The organism is Sphingomonas eleionomae (genome assembly GCF_049889035.1).
GTDB lineage: Bacteria > Pseudomonadota > Alphaproteobacteria > Sphingomonadales > Sphingomonadaceae > Sphingomonas.
The window spans coordinates 325,071-343,552 of record NZ_JBLTWP010000003.1 but is presented as its reverse complement, the minus strand read 5'-3'; the positions used below and the strand labels follow the sequence as shown (position 1 = coordinate 343,552).

Annotated in this window: 26 protein-coding genes; 1 reads left to right on the top strand and 25 read right to left on the bottom strand. The window is 64.1% G+C overall.

Features of this window, described 5'->3' with window-relative positions:
* Nucleotides 1–25 precede the first annotated feature (25 nt).
* The 18 genes from rplE to rpsL all read right to left on the bottom strand — a co-directional run bounded on the left by rplE (nucleotide 26) and on the right by rpsL (nucleotide 11,494).
* A complete protein-coding gene (rplE, locus tag ACNI3Q_RS09920) occupies nucleotides 26–607 on the bottom strand; it encodes a 50S ribosomal protein L5 (RefSeq protein WP_426276231.1) in 582 nt (193 codons plus the stop codon).
* Nucleotides 600–917 carry a 50S ribosomal protein L24 gene (gene rplX, locus ACNI3Q_RS09915; protein ID WP_260022057.1) on the bottom strand — a complete coding sequence of 106 codons (318 nt, stop codon included), beginning with the start codon at nucleotides 915–917 and terminating at the stop codon, nucleotides 600–602. The genes rplE and rplX overlap by 8 nt, the downstream gene beginning before the upstream one ends.
* A complete protein-coding gene (gene rplN, locus ACNI3Q_RS09910; protein ID WP_260022056.1) occupies nucleotides 917–1,285 on the bottom strand; it encodes a 50S ribosomal protein L14 in 369 nt (122 codons plus the stop codon). The genes rplX and rplN overlap by 1 nt, the downstream gene beginning before the upstream one ends.
* A gap of 56 nt (nucleotides 1,286–1,341) precedes the next feature.
* Nucleotides 1,342–1,596, bottom strand: a complete 255-nt coding sequence (rpsQ, locus tag ACNI3Q_RS09905; RefSeq protein WP_426276228.1) for a 30S ribosomal protein S17 — start codon at nucleotides 1,594–1,596, stop codon at nucleotides 1,342–1,344.
* Between the two features lie 11 nt (nucleotides 1,597–1,607).
* Nucleotides 1,608–1,811 (bottom strand): 50S ribosomal protein L29, encoded by a 204-nt coding sequence (rpmC, locus tag ACNI3Q_RS09900; RefSeq protein ID WP_426276226.1) that lies wholly within the window; start codon nucleotides 1,809–1,811, stop codon nucleotides 1,608–1,610.
* Between the two features lie 5 nt (nucleotides 1,812–1,816).
* Nucleotides 1,817–2,248 (bottom strand): 50S ribosomal protein L16, encoded by a 432-nt coding sequence (gene rplP / locus ACNI3Q_RS09895; protein WP_260022053.1) that lies wholly within the window; start codon nucleotides 2,246–2,248, stop codon nucleotides 1,817–1,819.
* A gap of 15 nt (nucleotides 2,249–2,263) precedes the next feature.
* Nucleotides 2,264–2,971, bottom strand: coding sequence for a 30S ribosomal protein S3 (rpsC, locus tag ACNI3Q_RS09890; protein WP_260022051.1), 708 nt, complete (start codon nucleotides 2,969–2,971; stop codon nucleotides 2,264–2,266).
* On the bottom strand, nucleotides 2,971–3,348 hold the full coding sequence (gene rplV / locus ACNI3Q_RS09885) for a 50S ribosomal protein L22 (protein WP_260022050.1): 378 nt from the start codon (nucleotides 3,346–3,348) through the stop codon (nucleotides 2,971–2,973). Before rplV ends, rpsC begins: the two co-directional genes overlap by 1 nt.
* Nucleotides 3,348–3,626 carry a 30S ribosomal protein S19 gene (rpsS, locus tag ACNI3Q_RS09880; protein ID WP_260022049.1) on the bottom strand — a complete coding sequence of 93 codons (279 nt, stop codon included), beginning with the start codon at nucleotides 3,624–3,626 and terminating at the stop codon, nucleotides 3,348–3,350. The genes rplV and rpsS overlap by 1 nt, the downstream gene beginning before the upstream one ends.
* A gap of 5 nt (nucleotides 3,627–3,631) precedes the next feature.
* Nucleotides 3,632–4,483 (bottom strand): 50S ribosomal protein L2, encoded by an 852-nt coding sequence (gene rplB, locus ACNI3Q_RS09875; protein ID WP_260022048.1) that lies wholly within the window; start codon nucleotides 4,481–4,483, stop codon nucleotides 3,632–3,634.
* 5 nt (nucleotides 4,484–4,488) lie between these two features.
* Nucleotides 4,489–4,806, bottom strand: a complete 318-nt coding sequence (locus tag ACNI3Q_RS09870) for a 50S ribosomal protein L23 (protein ID WP_260022047.1) — start codon at nucleotides 4,804–4,806, stop codon at nucleotides 4,489–4,491.
* Nucleotides 4,799–5,422: a 50S ribosomal protein L4 gene (gene rplD, locus ACNI3Q_RS09865; RefSeq protein ID WP_260022046.1), complete on the bottom strand. Its 624-nt coding sequence runs from the start codon at nucleotides 5,420–5,422 to the stop codon at nucleotides 4,799–4,801. Before rplD ends, ACNI3Q_RS09870 begins: the two co-directional genes overlap by 8 nt.
* 3 nt (nucleotides 5,423–5,425) lie before the next feature.
* Nucleotides 5,426–6,181 (bottom strand): 50S ribosomal protein L3, encoded by a 756-nt coding sequence (gene rplC / locus ACNI3Q_RS09860; protein ID WP_426276222.1) that lies wholly within the window; start codon nucleotides 6,179–6,181, stop codon nucleotides 5,426–5,428.
* Nucleotides 6,182–6,470: 289 nt separating this feature from the next.
* Nucleotides 6,471–6,782, bottom strand: coding sequence for a 30S ribosomal protein S10 (gene rpsJ, locus ACNI3Q_RS09855; protein WP_260022044.1), 312 nt, complete (start codon nucleotides 6,780–6,782; stop codon nucleotides 6,471–6,473).
* 320 nt (nucleotides 6,783–7,102) lie between these two features.
* Nucleotides 7,103–8,299 carry an elongation factor Tu gene (tuf, locus tag ACNI3Q_RS09850; protein ID WP_260022043.1) on the bottom strand — a complete coding sequence of 399 codons (1,197 nt, stop codon included), beginning with the start codon at nucleotides 8,297–8,299 and terminating at the stop codon, nucleotides 7,103–7,105.
* Nucleotides 8,300–8,400: 101 nt separating this feature from the next.
* A complete protein-coding gene (gene fusA / locus ACNI3Q_RS09845) occupies nucleotides 8,401–10,494 on the bottom strand; it encodes an elongation factor G (protein WP_426276219.1) in 2,094 nt (697 codons plus the stop codon).
* Nucleotides 10,495–10,589: 95 nt separating this feature from the next.
* A complete protein-coding gene (gene rpsG, locus ACNI3Q_RS09840; RefSeq protein ID WP_426276217.1) occupies nucleotides 10,590–11,060 on the bottom strand; it encodes a 30S ribosomal protein S7 in 471 nt (156 codons plus the stop codon).
* Nucleotides 11,061–11,122: 62 nt separating this feature from the next.
* Nucleotides 11,123–11,494, bottom strand: coding sequence for a 30S ribosomal protein S12 (gene rpsL, locus ACNI3Q_RS09835; protein ID WP_133496204.1), 372 nt, complete (start codon nucleotides 11,492–11,494; stop codon nucleotides 11,123–11,125).
* Between the two features lie 313 nt (nucleotides 11,495–11,807).
* Between rpsL and ACNI3Q_RS09830 the strand changes: the two genes are divergently transcribed.
* Nucleotides 11,808–12,305 (top strand): bactofilin family protein, encoded by a 498-nt coding sequence (locus ACNI3Q_RS09830; protein ID WP_426276214.1) that lies wholly within the window; start codon nucleotides 11,808–11,810, stop codon nucleotides 12,303–12,305.
* A 307-nt stretch (nucleotides 12,306–12,612) separates the two neighbouring features.
* Here ACNI3Q_RS09830 and ACNI3Q_RS09825 read toward each other — a convergent pair whose 3' ends face one another.
* From ACNI3Q_RS09825 to ACNI3Q_RS09795, 7 genes are all read right to left on the bottom strand, one after another.
* Complete coding sequence (locus ACNI3Q_RS09825; RefSeq protein WP_426276212.1) at nucleotides 12,613–13,890, bottom strand: Xaa-Pro dipeptidase; 1,278 nt, start codon at nucleotides 13,888–13,890, stop codon at nucleotides 12,613–12,615.
* Between the two features lie 81 nt (nucleotides 13,891–13,971).
* Nucleotides 13,972–14,535 carry an alpha/beta hydrolase gene (locus ACNI3Q_RS09820; protein ID WP_426276210.1) on the bottom strand — a complete coding sequence of 188 codons (564 nt, stop codon included), beginning with the start codon at nucleotides 14,533–14,535 and terminating at the stop codon, nucleotides 13,972–13,974.
* Between the two features lie 126 nt (nucleotides 14,536–14,661).
* Nucleotides 14,662–16,062, bottom strand: coding sequence for a dihydrolipoyl dehydrogenase (gene lpdA / locus ACNI3Q_RS09815; protein ID WP_426276209.1), 1,401 nt, complete (start codon nucleotides 16,060–16,062; stop codon nucleotides 14,662–14,664).
* Nucleotides 16,055–16,555: an endonuclease domain-containing protein gene (locus ACNI3Q_RS09810; protein WP_426276207.1), complete on the bottom strand. Its 501-nt coding sequence runs from the start codon at nucleotides 16,553–16,555 to the stop codon at nucleotides 16,055–16,057. The genes lpdA and ACNI3Q_RS09810 overlap by 8 nt, the downstream gene beginning before the upstream one ends.
* Entirely contained in the window at nucleotides 16,552–16,944 is a 393-nt protein-coding gene (locus ACNI3Q_RS09805; RefSeq protein WP_426276205.1) for an acyl-CoA thioesterase, read from the bottom strand. Before ACNI3Q_RS09805 ends, ACNI3Q_RS09810 begins: the two co-directional genes overlap by 4 nt.
* Nucleotides 16,937–17,146: a hypothetical protein gene (locus ACNI3Q_RS09800; RefSeq protein WP_426276203.1), complete on the bottom strand. Its 210-nt coding sequence runs from the start codon at nucleotides 17,144–17,146 to the stop codon at nucleotides 16,937–16,939. The genes ACNI3Q_RS09805 and ACNI3Q_RS09800 overlap by 8 nt, the downstream gene beginning before the upstream one ends.
* A gap of 10 nt (nucleotides 17,147–17,156) precedes the next feature.
* Complete coding sequence (locus tag ACNI3Q_RS09795) at nucleotides 17,157–18,476, bottom strand: pyruvate dehydrogenase complex dihydrolipoamide acetyltransferase (RefSeq protein ID WP_426276201.1); 1,320 nt, start codon at nucleotides 18,474–18,476, stop codon at nucleotides 17,157–17,159.
* Nucleotides 18,477–18,482: the final 6 nt, after the last annotated feature.

The window sequence follows — 18,482 nt, the reverse complement described above, 5'->3', positions numbered from 1 at the left end:
GGACTTAAGCTCTCTTTCCTAACTCTTATGCAGCCTGCTTCTCTTCACCGGTCATGCCGATGAAAGGGAAGCCGAACAGACGAAGCAGCTCGCGCGCTTCCTCATCGGTCTTTGCGGTGGTGGTCACGATCACGTCCATGCCGCGGACCTTGTCGATCCGGTCATAGTTGATTTCGGGGAACACCAGCTGTTCCTTGATGCCGCAGGCATAGTTGCCACGGCCGTCAAACGACTTCGGGTTCAGGCCACGGAAGTCGCGCACGCGGGGCAGCGCGATCGTGACGAAGCGGTCGAGAAACTCGTACATCCGCTCGCGACGCAGCGTCACCTTGCAACCGATCGCCATGCCCTCACGCAGCTTGAACTGCGCGATCGACTTCTTGGCCATGGTCACAACGGGCTTCTGGCCGGCGATCAGTTCCATTTCCTGAGCGGCCTGTTCGACGCGCTTCTTGTCCTGGGTCGCCTCGCCAACGCCCATGTTCAGCACGATCTTTTCGATCCGCGGAACTTCAAGCGCGTTCTTGTAGCCGAACTTCTCGGTCATCGCCTTGACGATCTTGTCGTCATACAGCTTGCGCAGGCGGGGAGTGTACTTGTCAGCCATTGATCACGTCTCCGGTCTTGACCGCCACGCGGACCTTCTTGCCATCGCGCTCCTCGAAGCGGACGCGGGTCGGCTTGCCGTCGGCGGTCACATGCGCCACCTTCGAGACGTGCAGCGGGGCTTCGGTGCGCTCAAGGCCACCCTGCGGGTTTGCCTGGGTCGGCTTGCGGTGGCGCGTGGCGACATTGACGCCCGACACGACAACCTTGCCGTCCTTCGGCAACGACTTGACGACCTCACCGGTCTTGCCCTTGTCCTTGCCGGACAGGACGATGACCTGGTCACCCTTCTTGATGCGAGCGGCAGCCATTACAGCACCTCCGGCGCGAGCGAGATGATCTTCATGAACCCGCGCGAGCGCAGTTCGCGGACGACCGGGCCAAAGATACGGGTGCCGATCGGCTCCTCGTTCTTGTTGATCAGCACGGCGGCGTTGCCGTCGAAACGGATCACCGAGCCATCGGCGCGGCGCACGTCTTTGGCCGTGCGGACGATCACCGCGCGGTGAACGTCGCCCTTCTTAACCTTGCCACGGGGCTGTGCTTCCTTGATGCTGACCACGATGATGTCGCCCACGGACGCGAAGCGACGCTTCGATCCGCCCAGCACCTTGATGCACTGCACCCGCTTCGCGCCGCTGTTGTCAGCGACGTCGAGATTCGACTGCATCTGGATCATTGATCCGGTTCCTTCTCACTATAGGGCAGGATTCCGACCCTGCCCCGCCTTCGATATCAAGCGGCGGGCGTATCGGCACCGACGCGCCCAACGACCTTCCACGTCTTGAGCTTCGAGATCGGCGCAGTCTCTTCGATGCGCACGGTCTCGCCCTCGCGATACTCATTGCCCTCGTCATGGGCATGATACTTCTTCGAACGACGGATGATCTTGCCGTAGAGCGGGTGCTTCACCTTGCGCTCCACCAGCACGACCACGGTCTTGTCGCCCTTGTCGGAAACCACGTTCCCGGTCAGCACGCGCTTCGGCATGGTTCTTCCTCTTACTTCGCAGCCGAGCGCGAACGCTCGTTCTGAATGGTCTTGATGCGGGCAATGTCGCGGCGCACTTCGCGCACGCGGCTCGCCTTTTCAAGCTGCGCAGTGGCTGCCTGGAAGCGAAGGTTGAAGGCCTCCCGCTTCAGCTGGCCCAGCGTCTCGACCAGCTGGTCGTCGCTCTGCGTGCGGATATCTGCAGGCTTGGTCATTGTCCTCAACCCTCCAGGTGCGACGTGTCGCCGAGACGCGCCACGACCTTGACCTTGATCGGCAGCTTCATCGCCGCACGCTCGAACGCTTCTGCCGCCAGCGGGCCAGCAACGCCGTCCAGCTCGAACAGGATACGGCCCGGCTTGACGCGGGCGACCCAATATTCCGGCGAACCCTTGCCCGAGCCCATGCGGACTTCGGCGGGCTTGGACGACACCGGCACATCAGGGAAGATGCGGATCCAGAGACGGCCCTGACGCTTGATGTGACGCGTGATCGCGCGGCGCGCCGCTTCGATCTGGCGGGCGGTGATCCGCTCCGGCTCCATCGCCTTCAGGCCATAGGAACCGAAGTTCAGCGTGGTGCCACCCTTGGCATCGCCATGGATGCGGCCCTTGAACGCCTTGCGGAACTTGGTGCGCTTTGGTTGCAGCATTGTCCTCTAAGCCCCTTAGCGCCGGTCTTCGCGCGCCGGGCGGACGCCCGAGGTCTGCGATTCCAGCATCAGACGGTCCTGCGCCATAGGATCATGGCCCAGGATCTCGCCCTTGAAGATCCACACCTTCACGCCGCAGACACCATAAGCGGTGTGCGCCTGCGCTTCGGCATAATCGACGTTCGCGCGCAGCGTGTGCAGCGGCACCCGGCCCTCGCGATACCATTCGGTGCGGGCGATTTCAGCGCCGCCCAGACGGCCGCCGCAGTTGATGCGGATGCCCTCTGCGCCCAGACGCATCGCCGACTGAACGGCGCGCTTCATGGCGCGGCGGAACGCGATGCGGCGCTCCAGCTGATCGGCGATACCCTGCGCCACCAGCTTGGCGTCGATTTCCGGCTTGCGGATTTCGACGATGTTCAGGCTGACGTCGCTGGACGTGAAGCTGCCCAGCTTCTTGCGCAGCTTTTCGATGTCCGCGCCCTTCTTGCCGATGATCACGCCGGGGCGCGCAGCATAGATGGACACGCGGCACAGCTTGGCCGGACGCTCGATCACCACCTTGGAAATCGCGGCCTGGGGCAGCGTTTCCATGATGTACTTGCGGATCTTCAGATCCTCCAGCAGCAGCCGGCCATAGTCATGGCCTTCCGCGAACCAGCGGCTGTCCCAGGTGCGGTTGATCTGCAGGCGCAGACCGATGGGGTTCGATTTCTGACCCATTATGCTTCTTCCTGCTCGCGCACGACAATGCGAAGCCGCGAAAACGGCTTCAGGATGCGGGTGGACTTGCCGCGGCCGCGCGTGGCGAACCGCTTCATGGTGATCGACTTGCCAACCGACGCCTCGGCGACGACGAGCGCGTCGACGTCGAGATTGTGGTTGTTTTCCGCATTGGCGATCGCCGAAGCCAGCACCTTGCGCGCATCGACGGCCATCGCCTTCTTGCTGAACGCAAGGATGTTCATCGCATCGCCAACCTTGCGGCCACGGATCAGGCCAGCAACCAGGTTCAGCTTCTGCGCCGAACCGCGGATGGTGGTGCCGACGGCCAGCGCCTCATTGGCGGCGACCCGGCGGGGGGCTGCTTGCTTGCTCATCAGCGCTTACCCTTCTTGTCGGCGGCGTGACCCGGGAAATACCGGGTCGGCGCGAATTCACCCAGCTTCATGCCGACCATGTCCTCGTTGACCGAGACAGGCACGAACTTGCGGCCGTTATAAACGTTGAACGTCAGACCGACGAACTGCGGCAGGATCGTCGAGCGACGCGACCAGGTCTTGATCGGACCGGCGCGATTACCCTGTTCCTGGGCGGTTTCCGCCTTTTTCAGCAGATGAAGGTCGACGAACGGACCCTTCCAAACCGAACGAGCCATGTCGATTAGCCCTTCTTCTTCGCGTGGCGCGAACGGATGATCATCTTGTCCGTCGCCTTGTTGTGGCGGGTGCGCGCACCCTTGGTCGGCTTGCCCCACGGGGTGACCGGATGACGGCCGCCCGAGGTGCGGCCTTCACCACCGCCATGGGGGTGATCGACCGGGTTCTTGGCAACGCCGCGGGTCAGCGGGCGCTTGCCCAGCCAGCGGTTGCGGCCAGCCTTGGCAAGGTTGGTGTTGGCGTTGTCCGGATTGGACACCGCACCGACCGTCGCCATGCAGTTCGCGTGGATATAGCGCTGTTCGCCCGAATTCAGGCGGACAATCACCATGCCCTTGTCACGGCCGACGACCTGCACATAGGTGCCGGCCGAACGGGCGATCTGACCGCCCTTGCCCGGCTTCATCTCCACATTGTGGACGATGGTGCCGACCGGCATCTGGCCCAGCTCCATGGCATTGCCCGGCTTCACGTCGGTCTTCTTGCCGGCAACCACCTTGTCGCCAACGCCAAGACGCTGCGGCGCGATGATATAGGCCAGACGATCCTTGCCAGCTTCGTCCGCGCCATAATTGACCAGCGCGATGAAGGCGGTGCGGTTGGGATCATATTCGATCCGTTCCACGGTCCCTTCGACGTCCCACAGGCGGCGCTTGAAATCGATGATGCGATAGCGCTGCTTGTGACCGCCGGCGATCCCGCGCGACGTCACATGGCCCTTGTTGTTGCGACCGCCGGTCTTGCGCTTGCCCTCGGTCAGCGCCTTGATCGGCGCGCCCTTGTGCAGGCCCGAACGGTCGACCAGGATCAGCCCGCGGCGGGCCGGCGAGGTCGGATTGTAATGCTTGAGTGCCATGTGCCTCAGATCCCCGTCGTGACGTCGATGGAATCGCCGTCCTTCAGCGTCACGATCGCCTTCTTCACGTCCGAACGGCGATAGGGAGCACCCTTCCACCGCTTGGTCTTGCCCTTCTGCACCAGCGTGTTCACGCCCGTGACGGTCACGTTGAACAGCGCCTCGACCGCAGCCTTGATCTCCGGCTTGGACGCATCGCCCGCCACCTTGAAGACCACTGCGTTATGCTCGGACACGAGCGTCGACTTTTCCGTGATGTGGGGAGCCACGATCACATCGTAATGGCGGGTGTCGACCGCCGCCTTGGTCGGCTTCTTAGCCATGGAAGCGGGCCTCCAGCTTTTCGACAGCCGCGCGGGTCAGCACCAGCGTGTCATGCTTCAGGATGTCGTACACATTCGCGCCGACGGCGGGCAGGACGTTGACGCCCGGCAGGTTGCGGCTGGCCAGAGCGAAGCCGTATTCGACCTGCTCGCCATCGATGACCAGCGCGGTCTTGCCAAAGCCGAGCTTGGCAAACTTGCCCTTCAGCTCCTTGGTCTTTTCCGCACCGCCCAGCGTTTCGACGATGACCAGCGAACCCGCCTTGGCATGGCTCGACAGCGCCATCTTGAGGCCCAGCGCGCGGATCTTCTTGTTCAGCGACGGATCGAAGTCGCGAACACGGGCACCGTGCGCCTTACCACCGCCGACGAACACCGGAGCCCGGCGATCGCCGTGGCGGGCGACGCCGCCGCCCTTTTGCCGGCCCAGCTTCTTGCCGGAACGGGCCACATCGCTGCGCTCCCGCGTGCCGCGAGCGGTGCCGCGACGCTTTTCCAGCTGCCAGGTGACGACGCGGTGCAGGATATCGGCACGCGGTTCGACGCCGAACACTTCGTCCTTCAGCTCGATATCGCCTGCCGCAGCAGCGTCGAGGGTCTGAACCTTGACCTTCATGGTTTAGCCCTCCTGGCCTTCGGTCGCCTCGACCGCAGCAACGTCCGTGGCGGGCGTGTCAGCGGGGGCATCATTGTTGTTGCTGGCGCTCTTGATCGCGGCAGGGAACGGCGCATCGGCATGGCGCGGCAGCTTCACCGCATCCTTGACGACCAGCCACGCACCCTTGTGACCGGGCACGGAGCCCTTCACGAAGATCAGGCCACGCTCGACATCGGTCGAAACGATTTCCAGGTTCTGCTGCGTGCGATTGCGGTCGCCCATGTGACCGGCCATCTTCTTGTTCTTGAAGACGCGGCCCGGATCCTGACGGTTACCGGTCGAACCGTGCGAACGGTGGCTGACCGACACGCCGTGCGTGGCGCGCAGACCGCCGAAGCCCCAACGCTTCATGGCGCCGGCGAAACCCTTACCCTGGGTGCGGCCCGACACGTCGACATACTGACCGGCGACGAAGTGGTCGGCGGAGATTTCCGCGCCCACATCGACCAGACCGTCCTCGTCCACGCGGAATTCGCACAGCACCGCCTTCGGCTCCACTTCGGCCTTGCCGAAATGGCCGCGCTGCGGCTTGGCGACATTCTTGGCCTTGGCGCTGCCCGCGCCCAGCTGGATGGCGGTGTAGCCATCCCGATCGGCGGTGCGCTGTGCAACCACCTGAACCCCCTCCAGCGCCAGGACAGTAACGGGCACGTGACGGCCGTCATCCTGGAACAGGCGGGTCATCCCCAATTTCTTCGCGATCACGCCAGTGCGCATGACCCATGCTCCTATACAGAGGCCCGCAATGGCGAGATGCCATCACGGGCGTGACGTCCAACCCAAAATGCGATGCGAGCCCCCGTCCGGGCTGGGCTGCCCCGCACGAATGCGGGACAAGACGGGGGACGCAGTCCCGGGCCATTCTCTTGCGAGGCCGTCCCGGCGGTATCCCTAATTCGTGAGAGGGCGGACCCTCCGTGCCATCCTTGCCGCGGTACTGGACCGATCCGAGGATGAACCGCTCACCGACCAGCGGGAGCGCGAATCTCTTAATGGAAGCGGCGCATTACGCCAGCTTGATCTCCACGTCAACGCCAGCGGCCAGATCGAGCTTCATCAGCGCGTCGACCGTCTGCGGCGTCGGCTGAACGATGTCCAGCAGGCGCTTGTAGGTGCGCGTCTCGAACTGCTCGCGCGACTTCTTGTCGATGTGAGGGCCGCGGTTGACGGTGAACTTGTCGATGTGCGTGGGCAGCGGGATGGGACCACGGATCAGAGCGCCGGTGCGACGGGCAGTATCGGCGATGTCGCCAGCTGCCTGATCGAGCACGCGATGGTCGAACGCCTTCAGGCGAATACGGATATTCTGAGCTTCCATGTCCCTACCGATGCGAAAGAGCGGACCCCGTGATCGGGGTTCATGCTGTTGCGTTAAACTGGAGGCGGGCCATTACAGGGGCGAGCCGGGATTGGCAAGGGGGTGCGGCCAGGATTCTGCGGCCTTTATCGAAAGATGCCCTGTCCCGCACTATGTACCGGTCGATCCGGGCGGATGAGCCGCCGCTGACGGTTGTGCCTGGCCGCTGACGGGCGCCAATCCGGTGCCCGCCCGTCCCCCGCTGCGGCATAGAAAAAGCCCGGCCTCCCCCAAGGGAAGCCGGGCCAATTCCGTTCCGAAGCCCCCGAAAGGGCGTCAGATCACTTGTCGATCGACGCAACCACGCCGGCGCCGACGGTGCGGCCGCCTTCACGGATCGTGAAGCGCTGGCCGATGTCCATGGCGATCGGGGCGATCAGCTTGACGCCAAGCGCGACGTTGTCGCCGGGCATGACCATTTCCGTACCCTCGGGCAGAACCACCGTGCCGGTGACGTCCGTGGTGCGGAAGTAGAACTGCGGACGATAGTTGGCGAAGAACGGCGTGTGACGGCCACCTTCGTCCTTCGACAGCACGTACACTTCCGACTGGAATTCGGTGTGCGGCTTGATCGAACCCGGCTTGGCCAGAACCTGACCACGCTCGACTTCTTCACGGCCGACGCCGCGGATCAGCGCACCGATGTTGTCGCCGGCCTGGCCCTGATCGAGCAGCTTGCGGAACATTTCGACGCCGGTCACGACGGTCTTACGGACCGCTTCCTGGATGCCGATGATTTCGACTTCGTCGCCAACCTTCACGATGCCGGTTTCGACACGGCCGGTCACCACGGTGCCGCGACCCGAGATCGAGAACACGTCTTCGATCGGCATCATGAACGGCTTGTCCAGCGGACGCTCCGGCTGCGGGATCGATTCGTCGACGGCAGCCATCAGGGCCAGGATCGCGTCCTTGCCCAGCTTGTCGTCGGAACCCGACAGGGCGGCAGTGGCCGAACCGCGGATGATCGGAATGTTGTCGCCGTCGAACTCGCGCTTGGAGAGTTCTTCACGGATTTCCATTTCGACCAGCTCGAGGATTTCCTCGTCGTCGACCAGGTCAACCTTGTTCAGGAACACGACCATGGTGGGCACGCCGACCTGACGGGCGAGCAGGATGTGCTCCTTGGTCTGCGGCATCGGGCCGTCGGTGGCGGCAACCACCAGGATGGCGCCGTCCATCTGCGCCGCGCCAGTGATCATGTTCTTCACATAGTCGGCGTGGCCGGGGCAGTCGACGTGCGCATAGTGACGCGTGTTGGTTTCATACTCGACGTGCGCGGTCGAGATGGTGATGCCGCGCTCACGCTCTTCCGGCGCCTTGTCGATGTTGGCGAAATCGACGGCAGCGTTGCCGGCGACGTTTTCAGCCAGAACCTTGGTGATCGCGGCCGTCAGCGACGTCTTGCCATGGTCGACGTGACCGATGGTGCCGATGTTGAGGTGCGGTTTGTTCCGCTCAAACTTTGCCTTTGCCATTGTTTCCTACCTTCTGATCATATCCCGCGCCGCCAAGGGGAATCGCCGGAACGCGGCCCCATAGCGGCTGATTAACGTTTATGCCAGCACCAACCTGACGGTTAGGCGAGCTTCGCCTTCACTTCATCCGCCACATTCTGCGGCACTTCGTCGTAATGGCTGAACTGCATCGAATATTGCGCCCGGCCCTGGGTGAACGAACGCAGCTGGTTCACATAGCCGAACATGTTGGCCAGCGGCACCATCGCCTCGACCACCTGGGCATTGCCCCGGCTGTCGGTGCCCTGGATCTGGCCACGACGCGAGTTCATGTCACCGATGACGTCACCCAGATAATCCTCCGGCGTCACCACCTCGACCTTCATGATCGGTTCGAGGAGCTTGATGCCCGACTTCTGAGCCGCTTCACGCATCGCGCCGCGGGCGCAGATTTCGAACGCCAGCGCCGAGGAGTCGACGTCGTGATACTTGCCGTCGATCAGGTGGACGGCGAAATCGATGATCGGGAAGCCGATCAGCGAGCCCGTCTCGGCCGTTTCGCGGAAGCCCTTTTCCACAGACGGGATATATTCGCGCGGGATGTTGCCGCCCTTGATCTCGTCATGGAACACGAAGCCCGAGCCGCGCTCGCCGGGGACGAGCTTGACCTTCACTTCGCCGAACTGGCCCGAACCACCCGACTGCTTCTTATGGGTGTAGGTCAGCTCGACCGGCTTCGCCAGATATTCGCGATAGGCCACCTGCGGCGCACCGACATTCGCCTCGACCTTGAATTCGCGGCGCATGCGATCGACCAGGATTTCCAGGTGGAGTTCACCCATGCCCTTGATGATCGTCTGACCCGACTCATGGTCGGTCGACACGCGGAACGAGGGATCCTCGGCAGCCAGGCGGTTGAGCGCGATGCCCATCTTTTCCTGGTCGGCCTTGGTCTTCGGTTCCACCGACAGTTCGATCACGGGATCGGGGAACTCCATCCGCTCCAGAATGATCGGCGCGGTCGGCGCGCACAGCGTGTCGCCCGTCGTCGTTTCCTTCAGGCCCGCGATGGCGACGATGTCACCGGCATAGGCGACGTCGATGTCCTCACGATTGTTCGCATGCATCAGCAGCATGCGGCCGATCTTTTCCTTCTTGTCCTTCACCGTGTTCTGAACGGTGCCCTTCTCCAGCTTGCCGGAGTAGATGCGGGCAAAGGTCAGCGAACCGACGAACGGGTCGTTCATGATCTTGAACGCCAGCGCCGAGAACGGCTCGCTGTCATCGGCCTTGCGGCTATCCTTGGTCTCGCCGTCCATCTTGACGCCTTCGACCGGCGGAATGTCCAGCGGGCTGGGCAGATAGTCGACGACCGCGTCGAGCAGGGGCTGAACGCCCTTGTTCTTGAATGCCGAGCCGCAGACGATCGGCACGAACGCCATTTCGAGCGTGCCCTTGCGGATCAGCTTCTTGAGGTCGGCCACCGAAGGCTCGTTGCCTTCGAGATAGGCCTCCATCAGCTCGTCGTCCTGCTCGACGGCCATTTCGATCAGCTCGCTGCGATACTTCGCAGCCTTTTCGGCCATGTCGTCGGGGATCGCCTGATATTCGAACTTCGCACCCAGCGATTCTTCGAGCCAGATGATCGCGCGGTTCTCAACCAGATCGACCAGGCCCTTGAAGCCGCCTTCGATGCCGATCGGCAGATACAGGACCGCCGGACGCGCACCCAGTCGCTCGATGATCGAGTTCACGCAGTAATAGAAGTCGGCACCGGTCCGGTCGAGCTTGTTGACGAAGCACATGCGCGGCACGCCGTACTTGTCCGCCTGACGCCACACGGTTTCCGACTGCGGCTCAACGCCGGCAACGCCGTCGAAACAGGCGACCGCGCCGTCGAGCACGCGCAGCGAACGCTCGACTTCAATGGTGAAGTCGACGTGGCCGGGGGTGTCGATGATGTTGATCCGGTGCTCTTCGCCCTGACCGTCCTGCGCCTTCCAGAAACAGGTGGTGGCAGCAGACGTGATCGTGATCCCGCGCTCCTGCTCCTGCTCCATCCAGTCCATGGTGGCCGTGCCTTCGTGCACTTCGCCGATCTTGTACGACTTGCCGGTGTAATAAAGGATACGCTCGGTCGTCGTCGTCTTGCCGGCATCGATGTGCGCCATGATGCCGATGTTGCGATAGCGCTCGAGCGGATGGCTGCGGGCCATGGTCGTGGTTCCTTAAGGATGTGGGGAGCCGGACCGCCCGGCTCCCCAATATATAGGACAGTTTGTTACCAGCGAAAGGCTTCGCTGCCCCGCTGTTACCAGCGGTAGTGGCTGAACGCGCGGTTGGCTTCCGCCATCCGGTGCGTGTCTTCCCGCTTCTTCACCGCGTTGCCGCGATTGTTGGCGGCGTCCATCAGCTCACCCGACAGGCGGGCGGCCATGGTGTTCTCACTGCGGTTGCGGGCCGAGGTGATCAGCCAGCGGATCGCCAGCGCCTGGGCACGCTCCGGACGCACTTCCACCGGCACCTGATAGGTCGCACCGCCGACGCGGCGGCTGCGGACTTCGATGCCCGGCTTGATGTTGTTCAGCGCATCGTGGAACACGCCCAGCGGATCGCGCTTTGCACGCGTCTCGACGGTTTCCAGCGCACCATAGACGATGCTTTCAGCGACGGACTTCTTGCCGTCCAGCATCACGCTGTTCATGAACTTGGACAGCACCACATCCCCGAACTTGGGATCCGGCAGAATTTCCCGCTTTTCGGGACGACGACGACGAGCCATCTTAGATTTCCTTCTAGAACTTCGGCCGATCCGGAACCCGTCCGGGGCCTACTCTGGCTGAATTACTTCGGACGCTTGGCGCCGTACTTCGAACGGGACTGCTTGCGGTCCTTCACGCCCTGCGTGTCGAGCACGCCGCGCAGCACGTGGTAGCGCACGCCCGGAAGGTCGCGCACACGGCCGCCGCGGATGAGCACCACCGAGTGCTCCTGCAGGTTGTGGCCTTCGCCCGGAATGTAGCTGATGACTTCGCGCTGGTTGGTCAGGCGAACCTTGGCCACCTTGCGCAGAGCCGAGTTCGGCTTTTTCGGGGTCGTGGTATAGACGCGAGTGCAGACACCGCGCTTCTGCGGGTTCTGGTCCATCGCAGGGACCTTTGACTTGGCCTTCTGCGGTTCGCGGCCCTTGCGGACCAGCTGGTTGATCGTCGGCATGAAGCCCTTCACCTTCCAATGGTTACTTTGTCGGAGCCATGATTTCCGGAAAATACGAAAGGACCCTAGGCGGCCTTGCCGGCCTCCGGGCCCTGGCGTCTCCAACAATGTTCAGCTCAAAAAAATCCCATGGGCCAGACGCATTGCCCCGCTTCATGGAACGGCGCGCCTATACGCACGCGACCGCCGCCGGTCAATGGGCCGCGCGGCGCGAATCGTTGCGTCGCATCGATGATGCCGGCTGACGACATCGGCTGCGGCGGAAGCTATATCCATGCCGAGTCGCCGAAGAAAGCACGGGGGGAGCCAGTCCATGTTCAACAGCAACCGCAACCGGGACGACCGCTCGCCCGCCCATCCCCCTGCCCCGTCCGCCGCGCCGGGGGCGCCCGCCAATCAGCAGGCGGGTCGCAAGGGCATGTTTTCGGTAATCGGCGTCGATATCGTCATTGTCGGCAATGTCAGCGCGTCCAACGACCTGCATATCGACGGCCGGGTGGATGGCGACATCACCTGCACCAGCCTGATCCAGGGGCCGGAAAGCCGCATCGGCGGGCTGATCACCGCCGACACCGCGCGGCTGGCGGGCACGGTGGACGGCACCGTGCGGGTCAAGAACCTGACCATCGACCGGACGGCGCGGATCAACGGCGATGTCGAATATGACCAGATCACCATCGAGACGGGCGGCCATATCGACGGGCGGCTGAAGCATATGACGGTGATCGCGGAACAGGTCGCCAAGGCCGGGCTGGTCGAGCCGCTGGCCCCGATCGCCCCCGTCACCATCGTCAGCGATACGGCGGAGTAAGGCGCGGCGGTTTCCGCGACGATGCTTCGACAGGCCCAGCATGAGCGGGGGAAGACATGGCAATATTCCTCCGTCCGCTCGTCCTGAGCCTGGCGAACGACGCCGGCCGACGCTGGCGCAGGGGCCGTGCTTCGCCAAGGCCGGCATGAGCGAGGGGCGGAATGCCGCTATGCCTGCGCCCGCTCGTCCTGAACCTGTCGAAGGACAATGCCCGGCGCTGATGCCGAAGACCCTGCCCTGACAGGCTCAGCATGAGCGAGCCGGGTGATGGCGGCCGATGGGGAAATTGGCGGAGCCGACCCCTGCCCTATTCCTTGACCAGCACCCCGCCCTTCACGACCGTGACCGGCCCGGCGAGCAGGCCGACATCCTTTGTCGGATCGCCGGGGACGGCGACGATATCGGCATAGCGGCCGACGGCGATCGCGCCGACATCCTTTTCCCGGCCCAGCGCCTCTGCGGCGTTGCGCGTTGCGGCCTGAATCGCCTCCATCGGCGTCATCCCGTACTGGACCATCACGCGGAACTGGCCGCCAGCGGTGCCGTGCGGCATGACGCCCGCGTCCGATCCGAACACCATCCGCACCCCGGCCTTGTGCGCCTTGCGGAAGTTATCCCGCTGAATCTGCGCAATCTCGCGGTCCTTGCGCAGGTTATCCTCCAGCACGCCGTTCTTCGCACCCTCGGCCTGGGTATAGTCGGTGTTGAAGATATCCATCGAGAACCAGACCGGCTGCTTGCGATCGGCGGCCAGCCTGATCCCCTCGTCATCGACAAGGCTGGCGTGTTCGATGGTGTCGATCCCTGCGCGGATCGCCGCCTTGATCCCCGCCGCGCCATGCGCATGGGCGGCAACGCGCAGGCCCCATTGGTGCGCCTCGTCCGCGATGGCGCGCAATTCGCCCTCGGACAATTGCTGCTGCCCCGGTTCGGTATTGCGGGAAAACACGCCGCCGGTCGCGCACACCTTGATGACTTCGGCCCCATATTTGCGCTGTTCGCGCACGATGCGGCGCAGTTCGTCCGGGCTGTCGCCCACCGCCACGCCCTTTGCCTTGAACGAAGGGGGCAGATAGGTGCTGTCGCAATGCCCGCCCGTTGCGCCAAGGGCATGTGCGGCCGGAACGATCCGCGGCCCGGCGATCAGCCCCTCCTCGATCGCCTGTTTATAGGCGACGTCGTCGTAATTTTCCGACCCCACGTTCCGCACGGTGGTGAAGCCCGCCATCAGCATGTCGCGGGCATTGGCCGTCCCCTGCACCGCCCAGAAATTGTCGGTGAACTGCAGGTTCGTGTAGCCGCCATATTTCGGGTTGCTGTCCAGATGGACGTGCATGTCGATCAGACCGGGCAGGATCGTCTTGCCGGAAAGGTCGATGTGCCGGACGTCGCTGCCCCAGCGCACGGTGCGGGCATCGGCGATGTTGGTGATGCGCCCGTCGGTGACGAACACGGCGGGATTGTCCACGATCTTGCCGGTCAGCACGTCGACCATGCGATCGGCGGTGACGACGACCGTTTCGGCAGACGCCGTGCCCGATGCCAGCGCAGCCGCAGCCAGTGCGCCCAACACAAAGGATTTCATGCCCCATTCCCCAAAGCGAACAACCGGCCACGAGCCTGTGGCCGGTGGCGGGGCAATGTCAATCGGCGATGCGGGCGACGATCAGAGTTCGGTGCGCAGCCCGTGCAGCCCGACTTCGCGGTCGACGACGCGGCGGGTCCAGCGTTCGACCAGCCGGCTGAACGCGCCGGTCGCGGTTCCGGCCGATGGGCCGATGCCGGTTTCCGCGCCCCAGCCATCGGCCAGCATCCGCAGCGAATCGGCATGGGTCAGCGCGTCGCCCTCAACCAGCATCGAGGCGAAGGGCAGCGGGATGCGCGGCGAGGCAAGGCTGGCCACCGGCCCGCCCTCGACCGGATCGACCATCAATGCCCCGGCCACGCGCTCGACATAATAACGCGGGGTCAGCCGGCCCCACCAGGCCGCGGCAAAGCAGCCGACGCCGCTGGCGACCAGCATCACCGGGCGGGCGGCGTGATTGACCGCCTCATCCAGCTGAGCAGCCCAACGATTACGTTCCGGCACGCTGCGCCCGCGGAACGGCAGAGTGCGGGCATCGGGGAAGCGCACCCCGATCAGTTCGGCCAGCGCAGGCGGCAGGCCGCGCCGGTCGGGCAACAAAATCATCGAAACAGCGTCGGAGCGATGCAGCGCAAGCGAGGTCATGGCAGTTCTCCCGCACGATTGTTGCGGACAGAATGCCTTAATCCTACCAAAAGACTAGATGGAAAATCTCCGGCGCGGCGATGTGTTGGTTTGCCGCGCCGGAATGACCCTGCGCCTGGTCAGCGATCACATATGCAGCGTGCGGCCATAGGCCGACAGGACGCTTTCGTGCATCATTTCGGACAGGGTCGGGTGCGGGAAGACGGTGTTCATCAGCTCGACCTCGGTCGTTTCCAGCGTCTTGCCGACGGTATAGCCCTGAATCAGCTCGGTCACTTCGGCGCCGACCATGTGCGCGCCCAGCAGTTCACCGGTCTTTGCGTCGAACACCGTCTTGATGAACCCTTCCGCCTCGCCCAGCGCAATCGCCTTGCCATTGCCGATGAAGGGGAAGTTGCCGACCTTGACCTCATACCCCGCTTCCCTGGCCTTCGCCTCGGTCAGGCCGACGGATGCGACCTGCGGGTGGCAATAGGTGCAGCCCGGAATGTTGCGCGGGTCCATGGCGTGCGGATGGCCGCCGGTGATCGCTTCGACCGCGATGACGCCCTCATGGCTCGCCTTGTGCGCCAGCCATGGCGGCGCGGTGATGTCGCCGATCGCCCAGATGCCGGGGACGTTGGTGGCGCAATCCGGCCCGGTTTTCAGGAAGCCGCGATCGTCCATGTCGACGCCCAGTTCCTTCAGGCCGATATTCTCGGTGTTGGGGACGATGCCGACCGCAACGATCACGTGGCTGAACTCCTCGGTCGTCTCCTTGCCCGCCTTGTCCTTCAGCTTGGCCTTCACGCCATTGGCGCCAACCTCAAGCCCGCCCACGCCAGCGCCGGTCATGATCGTCATGCCCTGCTTCACCAGCGACTTTTCGAGGAAGGCGGACACATCGGCGTCCTCAACGGGAACGATGCGGTCCATCATTTCGACCACGGTCACCTTGGCGCCCATGTCGTTGTAGAAGCTGGCAAATTCGATGCCGATCGCGCCCGATCCGATGACCAACAGCTTCGATGGCATTTCGGTCGGCACCATCGCGTGGCGATAGGTCCAGACGCGCTTGCCGTCCGACTTGGCAAAGGGCAGCTCCCGCGCACGCGCCCCGGTGGCCACAATGATGTTTTTCGCGGTCAGCTCGGTCGCCTTGCCGTCCTTGTCAGTGACGGTCAGCTTGCCCTTTCCGGTCAGCTTGCCCTCGCCCATATGGACGGTGATCTTGTTCTTCTTCATCAGGTGCGTGACGCCCTGATTGAGCTGCTTGGCAACGCCGCGCGACCGCTTGACCACCGCATCCAGATCGGCGCTGATCTTTTCCGCAACCAGGCCGTAATTCTTGGCGTGCTGCATGTAATGATAGATTTCGGCCGAGCGCAGCAGCGCCTTGGTCGGAATGCAGCCCCAGTTCAGGCAGATGCCGCCCAGATTTTCGCGCTCGACGATCGCGGTCTTCAGGCCAAGCTGGCTGGCGCGGATCGCCGCGACATAGCCGCCGGGGCCGGAGCCGAGGACGATCAGGTCATAGGTATCAGCCACGATTGTGCTCCATCGAAAGCCCCTCTCCCCTTACGGGAGAGGGGTTGGGGAGAGGGGGCGGTGCCGCGAGCGCGTCAGTCGATGCAGCCGCATCAGCCTGCGCCGCGAGGATGCGATCGGCGACCCCCTCAGAATTGGTCAGAATGTCGTTGTTCCAAAACCGTATAACGCGAAACCCCTGCCCGGTGAGCCAGGCATCGCGCATTTCATCGCCCGGATCGCCCGTATGCTGGCCACCATCGGCTTCGACGATCACGCGGGTTTCGAAGCAGACGAAATCCGCGATGTAACGCTCGATCGGCTGCTGTCGGCGCCATTTCCACCCGGCGAGTTTTTTGGCGCGGAGGATCGACCAGAGCTTGCGTTCGGCGTCCGTGGTATCGCGGCGGAGCCGGCGAGCGCGGACCAGAAGGCCCCCTCTCCCTCCCACGCCTTCGGCGCGGGCCCCTCCCTCCCCCGCCAGGGGGGAGGGGTTTATGGGCTGCTCGATCATTCGCCGATCACCCGGGGCTTTCGGTGTTCGTCGATGGCGACGAAGACGAAGCGGGCTTCCGTCACCTTGCACAATTGTTCGCCGTGGCGGTCGCGGCACCAGCTTTCGACCTGGATGGTCAGGCTGGTGCGGCCGACCTTGATCAGGTCGGCATAGACCGACACTTCGTCCCCCACCCCGACGGGGCGGTGAAACTGCATGGCGTCGACCGCGATGGTGACGGCGCGGCCCTTTGCCCGGCGTGCGGCGACAAGGCCGGCGGCCATGTCCATTACGCTCATCAGCCAGCCGCCGAAAATGTCGCCATAGGGATTGGCGTCGGCGGGCATCGTGGTGACGCGCAGCGCTGGTTCGCCCGGCGGCGGACGGGTGAGATCGCGATCAGCCATGGCTGCCCCGCCCTGCCCGGTCCCGGGCCAGTGCGCGCATCACCGGGCGGACGCCCATTGCGGCAGAGATCAGCATGGCAGCACCCGTCACCAGCCAGATATCGCCAGCGCCCTGCGGATAGGACCAGGCCGACAGCCAGCCGATGCCCAGCGCCGCCATCAGGCCAAGGGCGACAAAAGCCAGTTCAGTCCAGACCCGCATGGCTGCCGGTTCAGGCAATGAAGCCCAGCGGATTTTCGACCAGTTCCTTGAACAGCTTCATCAGCTCTGCCCCGTCAGCGCCGTCGATGGCGCGATGGTCGAAACTGCCCGTGGCGCTCATCACGGTGGCGACGCCAAGCGCATCGTCGACGATATAGGGCCGCTTTTCGCCGGCACCGATCGCCATGATCATGCCCTGGGGCGGATTGATCACCGCCTCGAACTGCTTGATGCCGAACATCCCCATGTTGGACAGGGACGCGGTGCCGCCCTGATACTGTTCCGGCTTCAGCTTGCCGTCCTTGGCAAGGGCGGCCAGTTCCTTCATCTCGGTCGAGATCTTGGCCATCGACTTGTTGGCTGCGTCGCGGACGATCGGGGTGATGAGGCCGGTCGGGGTCGACACGGCGACCGACACGTCGGCGCGGTGATAGCTGATCAGCTGATCCCCGGCGAAGGTGACGTTGCACTTCGGCGTCTGTTCCAGCGCGACGCCCAGCGCCTTGATCAACAGATCGTTGACCGACAGCTTTACGCCGCGCGATTCCAGCCCCTTGTTCAGCTCGCCCCGCAGCTTGAGCAGCTTGTCGAGGCGGATATCGACGGTGAGGTAGATGTGCGGAATCGTCTGCTTCGCCTCCGTCAGGCGGCGGGCGATCGTCTTGCGGATGTTCGACAGCTTGTCGGCGGTGTGCGGGATCGATTCGTCGAACCACACGGCCTTTGCCTCTGCCGGTGCGGCCGGAGCGGCAGGCGCGGCTGCGGCGGCAGCGGTCGGAGCGGCAGGTGCGGACGCGGCAGCGGGTTTTGCGCCGGGCTTGGCATCCTCGACATCCGCCTTGACGATGCGGCCGCCGGGGCCGCTGCCCTGAAGCGCGGCAAGGTCGAGCCCCTTGTCAGCGGCGATGCGGCGGGCCAGCGGGCTGGCCTTTACCCGATCACCGGATGCAGCCGGTGCGGGCGCAGCAGCAGGGGCCGGGGCGGCAGCGGGGGCCGCGGGGGCGGCAGGCGCGGGCGCAGCGGCGGGTGCGGGTGCGGCAGCTTCGGCCTTTGCGGCGGGCTTGGCATCGACGGCGCCGGCATCCTCGCCCTCTTCGGCGATAATGGCGATGACGGTGCCGACCTTTACGCCGTCGGTTCCCTCGGCAACCAGGATCTTGGCGATCACGCCTTCATCGACCGCTTCGAACTCCATCGTCGCCTTGTCGGTCTCGATCTCGGCCATGACATCGCCGGCCTTGACCGTGTCCCCTTCCTTGACCAGCCATTTGGCAAGCGTCCCTTCTTCCATGGTGGGCGACAGGGCGGGCATCTTGAGTTCGATCGACATGGAGTG

Coding starts and splice junctions, on each gene's coding strand:
- rplE (WP_426276231.1), bottom strand. CDS start 607: ATGGCTGACAAGTACACTCCCCGCCTGCGCAAGCTGTATGACGACAAG.
- rplX (WP_260022057.1), bottom strand. CDS start 917: ATGGCTGCCGCTCGCATCAAGAAGGGTGACCAGGTCATCGTCCTGTCC.
- rplN (WP_260022056.1), bottom strand. CDS start 1,285: ATGATCCAGATGCAGTCGAATCTCGACGTCGCTGACAACAGCGGCGCG.
- rpsQ (WP_426276228.1), bottom strand. CDS start 1,596: ATGCCGAAGCGCGTGCTGACCGGGAACGTGGTTTCCGACAAGGGCGAC.
- rpmC (WP_426276226.1), bottom strand. CDS start 1,811: ATGACCAAGCCTGCAGATATCCGCACGCAGAGCGACGACCAGCTGGTC.
- rplP (WP_260022053.1), bottom strand. CDS start 2,248: ATGCTGCAACCAAAGCGCACCAAGTTCCGCAAGGCGTTCAAGGGCCGC.
- rpsC (WP_260022051.1), bottom strand. CDS start 2,971: ATGGGTCAGAAATCGAACCCCATCGGTCTGCGCCTGCAGATCAACCGC.
- rplV (WP_260022050.1), bottom strand. CDS start 3,348: ATGAGCAAGCAAGCAGCCCCCCGCCGGGTCGCCGCCAATGAGGCGCTG.
- rpsS (WP_260022049.1), bottom strand. CDS start 3,626: ATGGCTCGTTCGGTTTGGAAGGGTCCGTTCGTCGACCTTCATCTGCTG.
- rplB (WP_260022048.1), bottom strand. CDS start 4,483: ATGGCACTCAAGCATTACAATCCGACCTCGCCGGCCCGCCGCGGGCTG.
- ACNI3Q_RS09870 (WP_260022047.1), bottom strand. CDS start 4,806: ATGGCTAAGAAGCCGACCAAGGCGGCGGTCGACACCCGCCATTACGAT.
- rplD (WP_260022046.1), bottom strand. CDS start 5,422: ATGAAGGTCAAGGTTCAGACCCTCGACGCTGCTGCGGCAGGCGATATC.
- rplC (WP_426276222.1), bottom strand. CDS start 6,181: ATGCGCACTGGCGTGATCGCGAAGAAATTGGGGATGACCCGCCTGTTC.
- rpsJ (WP_260022044.1), bottom strand. CDS start 6,782: ATGGAAGCTCAGAATATCCGTATTCGCCTGAAGGCGTTCGACCATCGC.
- tuf (WP_260022043.1), bottom strand. CDS start 8,299: ATGGCAAAGGCAAAGTTTGAGCGGAACAAACCGCACCTCAACATCGGC.
- fusA (WP_426276219.1), bottom strand. CDS start 10,494: ATGGCCCGCAGCCATCCGCTCGAGCGCTATCGCAACATCGGCATCATG.
- rpsG (WP_426276217.1), bottom strand. CDS start 11,060: ATGGCTCGTCGTCGTCGTCCCGAAAAGCGGGAAATTCTGCCGGATCCC.
- rpsL (WP_133496204.1), bottom strand. CDS start 11,494: ATGCCGACGATCAACCAGCTGGTCCGCAAGGGCCGCGAACCGCAGAAG.
- ACNI3Q_RS09830 (WP_426276214.1), top strand. CDS start 11,808: ATGTTCAACAGCAACCGCAACCGGGACGACCGCTCGCCCGCCCATCCC.
- ACNI3Q_RS09825 (WP_426276212.1), bottom strand. CDS start 13,890: ATGAAATCCTTTGTGTTGGGCGCACTGGCTGCGGCTGCGCTGGCATCG.
- ACNI3Q_RS09820 (WP_426276210.1), bottom strand. CDS start 14,535: ATGACCTCGCTTGCGCTGCATCGCTCCGACGCTGTTTCGATGATTTTG.
- ACNI3Q_RS09810 (WP_426276207.1), bottom strand. CDS start 16,555: ATGATCGAGCAGCCCATAAACCCCTCCCCCCTGGCGGGGGAGGGAGGG.
- ACNI3Q_RS09805 (WP_426276205.1), bottom strand. CDS start 16,944: ATGGCTGATCGCGATCTCACCCGTCCGCCGCCGGGCGAACCAGCGCTG.
- ACNI3Q_RS09800 (WP_426276203.1), bottom strand. CDS start 17,146: ATGCGGGTCTGGACTGAACTGGCTTTTGTCGCCCTTGGCCTGATGGCG.
- ACNI3Q_RS09795 (WP_426276201.1), bottom strand. CDS start 18,476: ATGTCGATCGAACTCAAGATGCCCGCCCTGTCGCCCACCATGGAAGAA.